At 68.5% G+C, this 13,412-nt stretch carries 12 protein-coding genes; 8 read left to right on the top strand and 4 right to left on the bottom strand.

Translation table 11 applies throughout. The features are described 5' to 3' along the window. Positions 1 to 101: 101 nt before the first annotated feature. Positions 102 to 1,112, bottom strand: a complete 1,011-nt coding sequence (locus tag JL11_RS06330; protein ID WP_054764911.1) for an RluA family pseudouridine synthase — start codon at positions 1,110 to 1,112, stop codon at positions 102 to 104. A gap of 101 nt (positions 1,113 to 1,213) precedes the next feature. Here JL11_RS06330 and JL11_RS06335 point away from each other — a divergent pair, with 101 nt between their 5' ends. Next, on the top strand, positions 1,214 to 1,849 hold the full coding sequence (locus tag JL11_RS06335) for a DUF2799 domain-containing protein (protein WP_054764912.1): 636 nt from the start codon (positions 1,214 to 1,216) through the stop codon (positions 1,847 to 1,849). Positions 1,850 to 1,866: 17 nt separating this feature from the next. Here JL11_RS06335 and fba read toward each other — a convergent pair whose 3' ends face one another. The 3 genes from fba to gap form a co-directional block, all read right to left on the bottom strand. Beyond that, entirely contained in the window at positions 1,867 to 2,952 is a 1,086-nt protein-coding gene (gene fba, locus JL11_RS06340) for a class II fructose-bisphosphate aldolase (RefSeq protein WP_054764913.1), read from the bottom strand. A 103-nt stretch (positions 2,953 to 3,055) separates the two neighbouring features. Continuing rightward, positions 3,056 to 4,252, bottom strand: coding sequence for a phosphoglycerate kinase (locus JL11_RS06345; protein ID WP_054764914.1), 1,197 nt, complete (start codon positions 4,250 to 4,252; stop codon positions 3,056 to 3,058). 176 nt (positions 4,253 to 4,428) lie between these two features. Further along, a complete protein-coding gene (gene gap, locus JL11_RS06350) occupies positions 4,429 to 5,436 on the bottom strand; it encodes a type I glyceraldehyde-3-phosphate dehydrogenase (protein WP_054764915.1) in 1,008 nt (335 codons plus the stop codon). Positions 5,437 to 5,688: 252 nt separating this feature from the next. Here gap and JL11_RS06355 point away from each other — a divergent pair, with 252 nt between their 5' ends. From JL11_RS06355 to leuC, 7 genes are all read left to right on the top strand, one after another. Continuing rightward, complete coding sequence (locus tag JL11_RS06355) at positions 5,689 to 5,841, top strand: hypothetical protein (protein ID WP_152949644.1); 153 nt, start codon at positions 5,689 to 5,691, stop codon at positions 5,839 to 5,841. Positions 5,842 to 5,931: 90 nt separating this feature from the next. Beyond that, positions 5,932 to 7,671 (top strand): dihydroxy-acid dehydratase, encoded by a 1,740-nt coding sequence (gene ilvD, locus JL11_RS06360; RefSeq protein WP_054764917.1) that lies wholly within the window; start codon positions 5,932 to 5,934, stop codon positions 7,669 to 7,671. 6 nt (positions 7,672 to 7,677) lie between these two features. After that, a complete protein-coding gene (ilvC, locus tag JL11_RS06365; protein WP_054764918.1) occupies positions 7,678 to 8,691 on the top strand; it encodes a ketol-acid reductoisomerase in 1,014 nt (337 codons plus the stop codon). Between the two features lie 18 nt (positions 8,692 to 8,709). Then, positions 8,710 to 10,422, top strand: a complete 1,713-nt coding sequence (ilvG, locus tag JL11_RS06370; protein WP_054764919.1) for an acetolactate synthase 2 catalytic subunit — start codon at positions 8,710 to 8,712, stop codon at positions 10,420 to 10,422. A gap of 1 nt (position 10,423) precedes the next feature. Next, positions 10,424 to 10,675, top strand: coding sequence for an ACT domain-containing protein (locus JL11_RS06375; protein WP_054764920.1), 252 nt, complete (start codon positions 10,424 to 10,426; stop codon positions 10,673 to 10,675). Then, a complete protein-coding gene (locus tag JL11_RS06380) occupies positions 10,675 to 11,922 on the top strand; it encodes a 2-isopropylmalate synthase (RefSeq protein ID WP_054764921.1) in 1,248 nt (415 codons plus the stop codon). The genes JL11_RS06375 and JL11_RS06380 overlap by 1 nt, the downstream gene beginning before the upstream one ends. After that, positions 11,915 to 13,327 carry a 3-isopropylmalate dehydratase large subunit gene (gene leuC / locus JL11_RS06385; RefSeq protein ID WP_054764922.1) on the top strand — a complete coding sequence of 471 codons (1,413 nt, stop codon included), beginning with the start codon at positions 11,915 to 11,917 and terminating at the stop codon, positions 13,325 to 13,327. Before JL11_RS06380 ends, leuC begins: the two co-directional genes overlap by 8 nt. Positions 13,328 to 13,412: the final 85 nt, after the last annotated feature.

Here is a 13,412-nt window from a genome sequence, read left to right on the forward strand (position 1 = left end):
GAACTTAGTCAGTTGCTATTCAAGACGCGCCTCCGGCGGCAGGGGGTCGGCGAGGGCCAGGTCGTGCCCGGCCGGTCTCTCGCGGCGATCGGGGGCCGGCCCTACAGCGCCGACAGCAGGCGTTCCAGCGCCGCCATGTCGGCGGGCGGATCGGTTTCGAAACGCAGGGGCGCGCCGGTGATCGGATGGACGAAGCCCAGGACGGCGGCATGCAGGGCCTGGCGCGTCAGTCCGACCTCGGCGAGGGCGGCGCGGACCGGGGGGGCGGGGCTGCTGGAGCCATAGACCGGATCGCCCAGGATGGGCGCGCCCTTGGACGACAGATGAACCCGGATCTGGTGTGTGCGGCCGGTTTGCAGGGTGCAGGCGACACGCGCCGCCAGGGGCGCGCCGCCGGCGCGGGCCGGTTCGCCGAAGGTCCGCTGGACCCGATAGTCGGTGATCGCCTCGCGCCCGCCCGTCTTCAGCACGGCCATCTTCTTGCGGTCGGCGGTCGAGCGGCCGATGCGCGTCTCGATCCGGCCCTGGAGCGGGGTCGGCGCGCCGCGGGTCAGGGCGATATAGGTGCGTTCGATGTCGTGGGTCGCGAACAGGGCCGACAGGCCCTGGTGGGCGCGGTCGCTCTTGGCCGCGACCATGACGCCCGAGGTGTCCTTGTCCAGCCGGTGGACGATGCCCGGTCGGGCGACGCCCCCTATGCCGGACAGGCTGTCGCCGCAACGGGCCAGCAGCGCATTGACCAGGGTGCCGTCGGGCGTGCCCGGCGCCGGATGGGCGGCCATTCCGGCGGGTTTGTCGATGACGATCAGGTCCGCATCCTCATAGAGGACCGCAAGCGGCAGGACCTGGGGCTGGGGAGCGGCGGGGGCGACGGGCGGCAGATCGACCCGATAGAGGCCCGGCTGGGCCTTGGCCGAGCCGCCGGTCAGGACGACCCCGTCACGGCGCACCGCCCCCTCGGCCAGCAGGGCCTGGAGACGCGCGCGCGACAGGTCGGGAAAGGCCTGGGCCAGGGCCTTGTCCAGGCGGACGCCGGATGCGTCGATCCGGGCCTCCAGGGTCTCGGCGGCCGGCGCCGGGTCTTCGTCGTCGATCAGTTCGGGGTCGGACACCCTCTATCCGTAAAGCATCGGAAGATCGGCTGCCAGCGAGGGCGCTTGCGTCGGGCCTGATCTGACGTGAATAGTGGCGCTCGGGGGCGTGGGGAACCGTGATGAAGACCTTGATGATCGCGGGCGGCGTCGCCGTCGTAGCCGTCTTGCTGGGCAGTTGCTCGACCATGAGCCAGGAAGAGTGTCTGGCCGGCGCCTGGGGCGACAAGGGTTACGCCGATGGGGCGGCGGGCTATCCGATGAGCCGGCTGGACGACCATGCCCAGGCCTGCGCCAAATATCAGGTCGCGCCCGATCCGGCGACCTACAGCCGAGCACGCGAAGACGGGCTGCGCGGCTATTGCACCTTCCAGCGCGGCTGGATCGAGGGGCGGGCGGGCAACACCTATTACGGCGTCTGTCGGCCCGAGGAGGAGGCGGCCTTCCTGCCGGCCTATAACGACGGGCGGCGACTGCATGAGGCGGCAGCGGCGGTGGAGGCGGCCGAGAGCGCGCTGAGAAGCGCCGAGGCGCGGATCGACGACCGCGAGGACAAGCTGGACGCCAAACAGCGCGAACTGCGTCAGGACGGCCTGACCGACGAGGAGAAGGAGCGGATCCGCAACCGCATCGAAGAGGTGCGCGGCGAGATCCGCGACGCCCGCCGCAACGCCCGCGACGCCAGGGACGAGCTGGACCGGGCGCGCTGGCAAGAGGACCGGGTGCGGTTCGAACTGAGCGGCCGCTACCCGGTCTGATCAGGGAGGGGCGGTCGTCAGGCCGCCTTGACCGCCGCATTGCGGAAGGACGGATCAAGCTCGCCCGAGGCGTAGCGTTTGGCCATGTGGGCGGTGGACAGGGGGCGGATGCGCGAGGCCTGGCCCTCGCAGCCGAACTGCTGATAGCGCTCCTTGCAGAGCTTCTTCATCGCCTCCTTGGCGGGCTTCAGATAGGCGCGCGGGTCGAACTCGCCCGGCTTTTCGGCCAGGACCTTGCGGATGGCGCCGGTGATGGCCATCCGGTTGTCGGTGTCGATGTTCACCTTGCGCACCCCGTGGCGGATGCCGCGCTGAATCTCTTCGATCGGCACGCCCCAGGTCTGGGGCATTTCGCCGCCGTACTGGTTGATGATGTCCTGAAGCTCCTGCGGCACGGAGGACGAGCCGTGCATGACCAGGTGGGTGTTGGGCAGGCGGCGGTGGATCTCTTCGATGACGTTCATCGCCAGGATGTCGCCGTCCGGCTTCTTGGTGAACTTATAGGCGCCGTGGCTGGTGCCCATAGCGATGGCCAGGGCATCGACCTTGGTGGCGGCGACGAATTCGACGGCCTGATCCGGGTCGGTCAGGAGCTGGGAATGGTCCAGCTTGCCCTCGAAGCCATGGCCGTCCTCGGCCTCGCCCATGCCGGTCTCCAGCGAGCCCAGCACGCCCAATTCGCCCTCGACCGAGACGCCGCAGGCGTGGGCCATTTCGGTGACGCGGCGCGTGACCTCGACATTGTATTCATAGGAGGCGGGGGTCTTGGCGTCCTCTTCCAGCGAGCCGTCCATCATCACCGAGGTGAAGCCGTACTGGATGGCGGTGGCGCAGGTCGCCGGGCCGTTGCCGTGGTCCTGGTGCATGCAGACCGGGATGTCGGGATAGAGTTCCGCCAGGGCGTCGATCAGCTTGGCCAGGACGATGTCGTTGGCGTAGTTCCGGGCGCCGCGCGAGGCCTGGATGATCACGGGCGCATTGACCTCATGGGCCGCCTCCATGATCGCGAGGCCCTGCTCCATGTTGTTGATATTATAGGCGGGAAGGCCGTAGCCGTTCTCCGCCGCGTGGTCGAGCAGCTGTCGCAGCGTGATGCGCGCCATGATGAAGTCTCCTGAGCCGAAAGTCTTTTTTGATTGGGCGCGAGACTAGCGGGCGGCGCGACCAAAGTCACGCCGTGTTACAGCCGTTTCCGCTGCGTCAGGCTCAGGCGCGCAGGGCCTCGACCCCCGGCAGGGGCTTGCCCTCCATCCATTCCAGGAAGGCGCCGCCGGCGGTGGAGACGAAGGTCATGTCGTCCGACACCCCCGCGTGATTCAGGGCCGAGACCGTGTCGCCGCCGCCGCCGACGGCGGTCAGGACGCTGGCCTTGGCCAGGGCCGCCGCATGACGGGCGACCGTCACGGTGGCGGCGTCGAAGGGCGGCACCTCGAACACGCCCAGAGGGCCGTTCCAGATCAGGGTCTTGGAGGCCGTCAGGGCCTCCAGCAGACGCGCGACCGTGGCCGGGCCGGCGTCCAGGATCTTGTCGTCGGCCGACAGGGCGGCGCCGGCGGCGACCGGGCGAGCGGCGGCGCCCGGCTTGACCTCGGTCGCCACCACGAAATCGACCGGCAGCAGCAGTTTGCAGCCCCGCGCCTCGGCCTCGGCCATGATTTCGCGGGCCGTGTCGGCCATGTCGCGCTCGGCCAGGGAGCCGCCGATGTCGATGCCCTGGGCGTACAGGAAGGTGTTGGCCATGCCGCCGCCGATGGCCAGGCGGTCCAGCTTGCCGACCAGGTTTTTCAAGAGGTCCAGCTTGGTCGAGACCTTGGCGCCGCCGACGATGCCGATGACGGGCTTTTGCGGATTGCCGAGCGCCGCGTCCAGGGCGTCCAGTTCGCGGCGCATGGATTCGCCGGCGTAGGCGGGCAGGTGGTGGGCGATCCCTTCGGTCGAGGCGTGGGCGCGGTGCGCCGCCGAGAAGGCGTCGTTGACATAGAGATCGCCCAGATCCGCCAGCTTCCGGGCGAAGACCGGATCATTGGCCTCTTCCGCCGCATGGAAGCGGACGTTCTCCAGCAGGACCACGCCGCCGGCGTCCAGTTCGCGGATGGCGTCCACGGCGTCCGGGCCGATGCAGTCGTCGGCGAAGCGGACGGGGGCGCCGAGCAGGGTCTCCAGATCATCTACGACCGGCTTCAAGCTCATCGACGGGACGCGCTGGCCCTTGGGACGGTCGAAGTGAGCCAGAAGCGCGACCTTGGCGCCGGCGTCGCGCAGACGCTGGATCGTCGGCAGGGCGACCCGCAGACGGGTGTCGTCCGTGACCTTGCCGTCCTCCATCGGGACGTTGAAGTCCACGCGGACCAGGGCCGTCTTGCCGGCGAGGTCGTGAGCGTCGTCGAGGGTGCGGAAGGTCATTGATCGGTTCCCTGTCTCCTCCCTGTCGCGAAGCGATGGGGAGGTGGCGCGGCGCCTCTTGCGCCGTGACGGAGGGGGTCCTTCGTGCGCGCAGAAAGAGCCCCTCCGTCTCTCCGCTACGCTTCGAGCCACCTCCCCATTCGCCAAGAGGCGAACGGGGAGGAGACGCGCGGTTCTTACAGGAACTTCGCCATCACCAGGGCGGTGTCGCTCATCCGCGTCGCGAAGCCCCATTCGTTGTCGTACCAGCTCAGCACGCGGGCCAGCTTGCCGTCGACCACCTGGGTCTGGGGCAGGGCGGCGGTGGAGGAGGCGGCGATGTGGTTCAGGTCGCTGGAGACCAGAGGGTCGGTCGTGGTGAACAGCACGCCCTTCATCGGGCCGTCGGCGGCGGCCTGAAGCGCGGCGTTGATCTCTTCCACCGTCACCTCGCGACCGGCGACGACCTTCAGGTCGACGACCGAGACGTTCGGGGTCGGGACACGGATCGACGAGCCGTCCAGCTTGCCCTTCAGTTCCGGCAGAACCAGGCCCAGGGCCTTGGCGGCGCCGGTCGAGGTCGGGATCATCGACAGGGCCGCGGCGCGGGCGCGGTACAGGTCCTTGTGCATCGTATCCAGCGTCGGCTGGTCGCCGGTGTAGGAGTGGATGGTGGTCATATAGCCGCGCTCGATGCCGAACAGGTCGTTCAGCACCTTGGCGACGGGGGCCAGGGCGTTGGTGGTGCACGAGCCGTTGGACACCACGATGTCGTCGGCGGTCAGGGTCTCGTGGTTGACCTTGAAGACGATGGTCTTGTCCGCGCCGTCGGCGGGGGCCGAGACCAGGACGCGCTTGGCGCCGGCCTTCAGGTGGGCGCTGGCCTTGTCCTTCGACGTGAAGATGCCGGTGCACTCCAGCGCGATGTCCACCTTCAGCTCGGCGTGGGGCAGGTTGGCGGGGTCGCGTTCGGCCGTGACCTTGATCTTGCCCGTGCCGACGTCGATCCAGTCCTCGCCCGAGGTCACCGTGCCGGGGAAGCGGCCGTGGACCGAATCATAGCGGAACAGGTGGGCGTTGGTCTCGACCGGGCCCAGATCGTTGATCGCCACCACCTCGATGTCCGTGCGGCCGTGCTCGATGATCGAGCGAAGGACGAGACGGCCGATGCGGCCGAAACCATTGATGGCGACGCGAACGGTCATGGGGGGCTCCTCTGAACGATTATGTTGTTGGGGGTCTCAATGGAACTGTCGCGGCCCGGTTTCAACCCCGCGCGGGGCCTGCGGCCCTAACAAGCGGTTAGGAACCGTTACGGTCGGCGGAGAGACTTGCGGACGCAAGGTAAGAAACACCCCCATGGTGGTCGCCGCCGGGTTTTTGCGCAAAATTTTTGCGACAGGGGTTGTGCGGCCCCGGCCCATATGGTTTCTTGGCGTCAGAACAGGGAGCCGCCCGTGGCTGTGATGACGCGCGACATGACGAAGGGACGCACCGCGAAGGCGGTGGCGGTCGTTCGCGCGCCGATCGGCCTGGAAAGCCCCGTAACCCTTATTATCCTCGTACTCCTCGGCCTGCTTACGCAAGCGGCGTGGATGCCTGCGACCTGACCTAGACACACTCAGGATCGCCTCGCACCACCCCGCTCCCGAAAGGAAGCGGGGTTTTTCGTGCTTGGCGGTTCGAAACGAACCGGACCGATGACGCAAGATTCTACCTCAGAGCCCAGAAAGCCCAACGCGCGCAGCGCGGCGGTGACGGCCGGTCCGAACCGGGCGGCGGCCCGCTCCTATCTGCGCGCCGCCGGCATGCAGGACGCCGACTTCGACAAGCCGATGATCGGCATCGTCAACACCTGGTCGACGGTCACCCCGTGCAACATGCACCTGGACCGTCTGGCCAAGGACGTGCGGGCCGGGATCATCGCGGCGGGCGGCTATCCGGTGGATTTCAACACCATCGTCGTGACCGACGGCATTTCGATGGGCACGGCGGGCATGAAGGCCTCGCTGATCAGCCGCGAGGTCGTCGCCGACTCGATCGAACTGGCGATCGAGGGGCACCAGCTGGACGGCGTGGTCTGCATCGTCGGCTGCGACAAGACCATTCCGGCGGCGGCCATGGCCCTGGCCCGGATGGATATCCCCGGCCTGGTCTATTACGGCGGCACCATCATGCCGGGCGTGATCGGCTCGAAGGAGGTCTCGGTCCAGGAGGTGTTCGAGGCCATCGGCGCCCATTCGGCCGGCGCCCTGGACGACGAAGGGCTGAAGGCGGTCGAACAGGCCGTCTGCCCCGGCGCCGGCGCCTGCGGCGGCCAGTTCACGGCCAACACCATGGCCATGGCCCTGTCGGTCATGGGCATCAGCCCCATGGGCGCCAATGACGTGCCGGCGGTCGATCCCGGCAAGGCGGCTGAAGGCGAGCGTTGCGGCCGTCTGATCGTCGAGCGGGTCTTCGCCGGCGACACGGCCCGCAAATACATCACCCGCGCCAGCCTGAAGAACGCCGCCGTCGCCGTCTCGGCCTCGGGGGGCTCGACCAACGCCGTCATGCACCTGACGGCCATCGCGGCCGAGGCCGGCGTCGATTTCGGCGTCGAGGACTGCCACCAGGCCTGCGTCGAGGCGCCGGTCATCTGCGACCTGAAGCCGGGCGGCCGTTTTCTGGCCTCGCACCTGTACGCCGCGGGCGGCACCCGTCTGGTGACCCAGCGGATGGCCCAGGCCGGCAAGATCGTGAACACCCCGACCGTCAGCGGCCGCAGCCTGTTCGCCGAGGCGGCCGAGGCCGAGGAGACGCCCGGCCAGGTGGTGGTGACGACCTTCGACGCCCCCGTGATGGACCGCGGCAGCTTCGCCGTCATCTACGGCGATGTCGCTCCCGAGGGCGCGGTCATCAAGCTGACGGGCCACAAGGTGGACAAGTTCGAAGGCCCCGCCTGCGTCTTCGACAGCGAGGAGGACGCCTTCCACGCGGTTCAGGACGGCTCGGTCGGCGAGGGCGACGTCATCATCATCCGTTACGAAGGCCCCAAGGGCGGCCCGGGCATGCGCGAAATGCTGCAGGTCACCGCCGCCCTGAAGGGCCGCAAGATCGACAATGTCGCCCTCCTGACCGACGGACGCTTCTCGGGCGCCAGCTACGGCTTCGTCGCCGGTCATATCTCGCCGGAAGCCGCCGTCGGCGGCCCGATCGCCCTCATTCGCGATGGTGACCGCATCACCATCGACGTCACCAACCGCCGGATCGACGTGGACGTCGATCTGGCGACGCGCCGGGCGGGCTTCACGCCCCACGTGGTCCGCCCGGCGCGAGGCGTCTTCGCCAAATACCGCGCCTCCGTGGCCTCGGCCGCCCAGGGCGCGGTCACCATCCCCAACCCGCCGCCGGCGCAAATCCCGGCCTCTCACAAATCCGCTGCTGCTCAGGACGCCTGAATTCTCATGGCCATCACCATCTACACCAACGAAGACATCAAGCCGGGCGCGATCGCCGGGCAGCGCATCGCCATCATCGGCTATGGCTCGCAGGGTCGGGCGCACGCCCAGAACCTGAAGGACAGCGGCCATGACGTGGTCGCCGGCGTTCGTCACGGCGGCACGGGCTGGAAACACGCCACCGCCGACGGCGTCCCGACCGCCGAGCCGGCCGAAGCGGTCAAGGGCGCCGACATCATCGCCATCCTGACCCCCGACATGGTTCAGGATCAGGTCTATCGCGACATCATCGAGCCGAACGCCAAACAGGGCTCCGCCCTGCTGTTCGCCCACGGCTTCTCGATCATCTACGGCCGGATCACCCCGCGCCCCGACATGGACGTCATCCTGGTCGCGCCCAAGGGACCGGGCGATCTGGTCCGTCGCGAATTCCAGCGCGGCCGCGGCGTGCCCAGCCTGTTCGCGGTCGAGAAGGACGCGACCGGCAAGGCCCGCGACCGGGCCATGGGCTACGCCAAGGGCAACGGCGGCGCGACCGGCGGCCTGCTGGAAACCACCTTCCGCGAAGAGACCGAAACCGACCTGTTCGGCGAACAGGCCGTCCTGTGCGGCGGCGCCAAGGAACTGGTGATGCAGGGCTTCAACACCCTGGTCGAGGCCGGCTACCAGCCCGAGATCGCCTATTTCGAATGCCTGCACGAGCTGAAGCTGATCGTGGACCTGTTCTACGAAGGCGGCATCTCCAAGATGCACCACTTCATCTCGGAAACCGCCAAATACGGCGCCGTCGCCAGCGGCCCGCGCGTCGTCAACGAAGAGACCAAGGCCCGGATGAAGACCATTCTGGACGAGATCCAGGACGGAACCTTCGCGCGCAACTGGATCGCCGAGAACGAGGCCGGCAAGCCCCAGTACGAGGCCTGGCTGAAGGCGGACCGCGAGAGCCAGATCGAACAGGTCGGCGCCCGTCTGCGCGAGCGGATGGCCTGGCTGAACACGCCCAAATCTGAAGCGGCCTGAGCCCGAGCGAAAGACCGGATGACCCTGATGACCGCCGCCGCCTTCAAATCCTCAGCCGAGGCCGCCCCCCAATCGGGGGCGCGCCTGCTGGTCTCCACCCTGGAGCGGCTGGGCGTGGAGGTGGTGTTCGGTTATCCGGGCGGCGCCATCATGCCGGTCTATGACGCCCTGGCCGGGTCTAAGCTGAAACATATTCTGGTCCGGCACGAACAGGCCGCCGCCTTCGCCGCCGACGCCTATGCGCGCAAGAGCGGCAGAGTCGGGGTCTGTCTGGCCACCTCGGGACCGGGGGCGACCAATCTGATCACCGGCATCGCCAATGCGATGATGGACTCGGCGCCGATCGTCTGCATCACCGGCAATGTGGCCCAGGGGCTGATGGGGACCGACGCCTTCCAGGAGATCGACATCCTGGGCGTCACCCTGCCGATCGTGAAACACTCGATCCTGGTCCGCGACGCGGCCGATGTTCCGGCCGCCGTCGAGGAGGCCTTCCACATCGCCGCCTCGGGCCGTCCCGGTCCGGTCCTGGTCGACCTGCCCAAGGACGTGCAGTTCGCCACGACCAGCGACGACTACGGCTTCCACATCCCCAACGAGACGCCGCGCATCGATCACGACGCCGTCGCCGCCGCCGAGGCCGCGATCCGCGCCGCCAAGAGGCCGCTGGTCTATGTCGGCGGCGGAGTGAAGATCGGCCGCGCGACCGAGGCTTTGCGCGCCTTCGTCGCCGCGACCGGCATCCCCCAGGTCTCGACCCTGAACGCCCTGGGCACCGTCCCGACCGACGCGCCGCGCATGCTGGGCATGCTGGGCATGCACGGCGCCCGCGCGGCCAATCATGCGGTTCAGGACAGCGACCTGCTGATCGTCGTCGGCGCCCGGTTCGACGACCGCGCCACGGGCAAGCTGGCCGAGTTCGCGCCCAACGCCCGGATCGTCCATTTCGACATCGACGCCTCCGAAGTCGGCAAGCTGCGGGCGGCCAATGTGGCCGTGGTCGGCGAGCTGAAGGACGGGATCGAGGCCCTGACGGCGCGCATGGCCGGCGGACCGGCCCTGGACATCCAGCCCTGGGTCGATGCGTGCGTCGACGCCGCCCGGACCAGCGCCTATCGCTATGACGCGCCGGGCGAGGGGGTCTACGCCCCGGCTCTGCTGAAAGAAGTGTCCGAAGCGGCCGGCGACGCCTTCGTCGCCGCCTGCGACGTGGGCCAGCACCAGATGTGGGCGGCCATGCACTGCCGCTTCTCCAAGCCCGAGGCCCACATCACCTCGGGGGGTCTGGGCGCCATGGGCTTCGGCCTGCCCGCCGGCATCGGCGCCAAGCTGGCCGATCCGTCCGCGACGGTCGTCACCATCGCCGGCGACGGCGGCTTCATGATGAACATCCAGGAGCTGGCGACGCTGAGGCGTTACGGCATCCCGCTGAAGATCGTGCTGATCGACAACTCCTCGCTGGGCCTGGTGCGCCAGTGGCAGGAGCTGTTCTTCGCCGAGAACTATTCCGAGATCGACCTGTCCGACAATCCGGACTTCGTGAAGGTGGCCGAGGCCTTCGGCATCGAGGCCTTCCGTATCGATCGCCGCGATCAGGTGTCCGAAGGCATCCAGCGCCTGCTGGCCGCCGACGGCCCCTGCCTGGCCCATGTGGTCATCGATCCCCGAGACAATGTCTGGCCGCTGGTTCCGCCGGGCAAGAGCAATGCTGAAATGATGGAGGGCTCCTGAGATGAGCAACACGATCCACATCCAGATCGACCGTGCGGACGGTTCGCTTCAGCGTCTCATCGGTCTTGTGGAGCGCCGGGGCTTCCACATCGACGGCATCAACATGGCCGACGAAGGGGCCTTCCGCCGTATCTCCCTGACCATCCGCGGCCGAGACGCCGGTCGGTGCATGGAGAATCTGGGTCGCCAGATCGACCGCCTGTTCGGCGTGCGCCGGATCGGCAACGACATTATTCAATCCGAGGCTGCGTAATGACCGCCGAACAAGTACGAGTATCCGGCGTATCCCGAACTGAGGAGATCGCCGCCGACCCCAACCGGGTCATCGTCTTCGACACGACGATGCGGGACGGGGAGCAGGCACCGGGCTTCTCCATGACCGCCCAAGCCAAGGTGAAGATGGCCCAGGTCCTGAAGGACCTGGGCGTCGACGTTATCGAGGCCGGCTTCGCCGCCGCCTCGCCCGGCGACGAGGACTGCATCCGCCGCGTGACCGGCGAGGTCGAGGGGCCGGTCTTCTGCTCCCTGTCGCGCGCCAACGAAAAGGACATCGACGCCAGCTTCCGCGCCCTGCAGCCGGCGCCCAAGTCGCACCGTCGCTGCCACACCTTCATCGGCACCAGCCCGATCCATCGCTCGGCCAAGCTGAAGATGTCGACCAACGAGGTTCTGGCCACGGCCGTCCGGGCGGTCGAATACGCCGCCAGCCTGTTCGACGACGTCGAGTTCTCGGCCGAGGACGCCTTCCGCACCGAACCCGAGTTCCTGGCCGATGTGCTGGAGGCCGCCGCCGACGCCGGCGCCCGGACCCTGAACGTGCCCGACACCGTCGGCTATGCGACCCCGGAAGAGGTGCGCGAGACCTTCCGCGCCCTGGCGGCGCGGATCCACAAGCGCCACCCCCATGTGATCTTCTCGGCCCACTGCCACGACGACCTGGGCATGGCGGTCGCCAACTCCCTGGCTGCGGTCCAGGGCGGGGCGCGTCAGGTCGAGGGCGCGATCAACGGCATCGGCGAACGGGCCGGCAACGCCTCGATCGAAGAGGTCATCATGGCCCTGAAGGTGCGCGAAGACCGCTATGGCGTCGCCATCGGCGCCGACAGCCGCCATCTGGTCCGCGCCTCCAAGATCCTGTGCGAAATCACCGAGACGGTCATCGCCCGCAACAAGTCGGTGGTCGGCATCAACGCCTTCGCCCACGAGGCCGGCATTCACCAGCACGGCATGCTGGCCGACAGCCGCACCTATGAGATCATGCGGCCCCAGGACGTGGGCTTTGAAGGCAGCTGGTTCGTTCTGGGCAAGCACTCGGGCCGCCACGCCATCGCCAAGCGGGCCGAGACCATCGGCCGTCCGATCGAGGGCGAGCGTCTGGCGGCCGTCGTCGCCGGCTTCAAACAGCGCGCCGACCAGATCGGCGAGATCAGCGACGCCGAACTGATCGCCATCATTGATCGCGTCGACGGCGTTGAGGAGACGGTGGCCCAGTATGCCTGATCCAAAGACCCTGTTCGACAAGGTCTGGGACGCTCATGTGGTGCGGCCGGAAACGGCCGATACGCCGGGCGTCCTGTATATCGACCTGCATCTGGTGCATGAGGTCACCAGTCCCCAGGCCTTCAGCGAGATCGAGGCCCGCGGCCTGAAGGTGCGCCGGCCCGACCGGACCTACGCCACCCTGGACCATTCGACCCCGACCCTGCCGGCGGGGCTGAACGGGCTGAAACCCTATGTCACCCCGCAGGCCGAGGCCCAGGTCCATACGCTGGAGCGAAACTGCGCCGCCCACGGGGTTCCCCTGGCCGGCTGGGGGTCCGAAGATCGGGGCGTGGTCCATGTCATGGGGCCGGAGCTGGGCCTGACCCAGCCGGGCATGACGGTCGTCTGCGGCGACAGCCATACCGCCACCCATGGGGCGTTCGGAGCCCTGGCCTTCGGCATCGGCACCTCCGAGGTCGGCCATGTGCTGGCGACCCAATGCCTGTTGCAGCGCAAGCCCAAGGCGATGCGGGTGACGGTGACCGGCGAACTGCAGTCGGGCGTGTCGGGCAAGGACGTCGCCCTGGCCGTGATCGCCGCCATCGGCTTCGGCGGCGGCACCGGCTACGTCATCGAATATGCGGGCGAGGCGGTGCGGTCGCTGGACATGGAAGGGCGGATGACCCTGTGCAACATGTCCATCGAGGCCGGCGCCCGCGCGGGGATGATCGCCCCGGACCAGACCACGATCGACTGGCTGCGGGGCCGCAAACATGTCCCCGCCGACTATGAGGCGGCGACCGCCGAATGGCTGAAGCTGGCCACGGACCCGGGCGCGACCTTCGACAAGGAAGTCGTGATCGACGGCGCCGCCATCCGGCCGATGGCGACCTGGGGCACGACGCCGGACGCCGGCGCCCCCATCGGCGCGCCCGTGCCCCAGCCCCAGTCGGACAGCGACCGCAAGGCCATCGCCTATATGGGCTTCACCCCCGGCGAGGCGACGACCAGCCAGCCGGTGGACGTGGTCTTCATCGGCTCCTGCACCAACGGCCGCCTGCCCGATCTGCGCGCCGCCGCCGAGGTTCTGCGCGGCCGCAAGGTCAAGCCGGGCCTGCGCATGCTGGTGGTTCCCGGTTCGGAGGCCGTTCGCCGGGCCGCCGAGGCGGAAGGACTGCACGAGGTCTTCATCGCCGCCGGGGCCGAATGGCGCATTCCCGGCTGTTCCATGTGCATCGCCATGAACGGCGACGTCGTCGCGCCCGGTCAGCTGGCCGTCTCGACTTCCAACCGCAATTTCGAAGGCCGCCAGGGCAAGGACGCCCGCACCATACTGGCCAGTCCCGCGACGGCTGCGGCGACGGCGGTGGCCGGTGTGCTGACCGATCCGCGCGTCTTTCTGAACGAGGTCGTGGATGCGTAGCGACACCCCCTTCCGCTCATCCCGGCGAAAGCCGGGACCCAGTGCTTTCGCGAAGCACAATGCGCGGGATCGCCGACAGGGCGCG

It is taken from the genome of Brevundimonas sp. DS20 (genome assembly GCF_001310255.1).
Taxonomy (GTDB): domain Bacteria; phylum Pseudomonadota; class Alphaproteobacteria; order Caulobacterales; family Caulobacteraceae; genus Brevundimonas; species Brevundimonas aurantiaca.

What these genes read in the sequence shown, in the direction of transcription:
- ilvD (WP_054764917.1), top strand. Translation starts at nt 5,932, where the DNA reads ATGACGCAAGATTCTACCTCAGAGCCCAGAAAGCCCAACGCGCGCAGC.
- ilvC (WP_054764918.1), top strand. Translation starts at nt 7,678, where the DNA reads ATGGCCATCACCATCTACACCAACGAAGACATCAAGCCGGGCGCGATC.
- JL11_RS06380 (WP_054764921.1), top strand. Translation starts at nt 10,675, where the DNA reads ATGACCGCCGAACAAGTACGAGTATCCGGCGTATCCCGAACTGAGGAG.
- JL11_RS06375 (WP_054764920.1), top strand. Translation starts at nt 10,424, where the DNA reads ATGAGCAACACGATCCACATCCAGATCGACCGTGCGGACGGTTCGCTT.
- JL11_RS06345 (WP_054764914.1), bottom strand. Translation starts at nt 4,252, where the DNA reads ATGACCTTCCGCACCCTCGACGACGCTCACGACCTCGCCGGCAAGACG.
- JL11_RS06335 (WP_054764912.1), top strand. Translation starts at nt 1,214, where the DNA reads ATGAAGACCTTGATGATCGCGGGCGGCGTCGCCGTCGTAGCCGTCTTG.
- leuC (WP_054764922.1), top strand. Translation starts at nt 11,915, where the DNA reads ATGCCTGATCCAAAGACCCTGTTCGACAAGGTCTGGGACGCTCATGTG.
- gap (WP_054764915.1), bottom strand. Translation starts at nt 5,436, where the DNA reads ATGACCGTTCGCGTCGCCATCAATGGTTTCGGCCGCATCGGCCGTCTC.
- ilvG (WP_054764919.1), top strand. Translation starts at nt 8,710, where the DNA reads ATGACCCTGATGACCGCCGCCGCCTTCAAATCCTCAGCCGAGGCCGCC.
- fba (WP_054764913.1), bottom strand. Translation starts at nt 2,952, where the DNA reads ATGGCGCGCATCACGCTGCGACAGCTGCTCGACCACGCGGCGGAGAAC.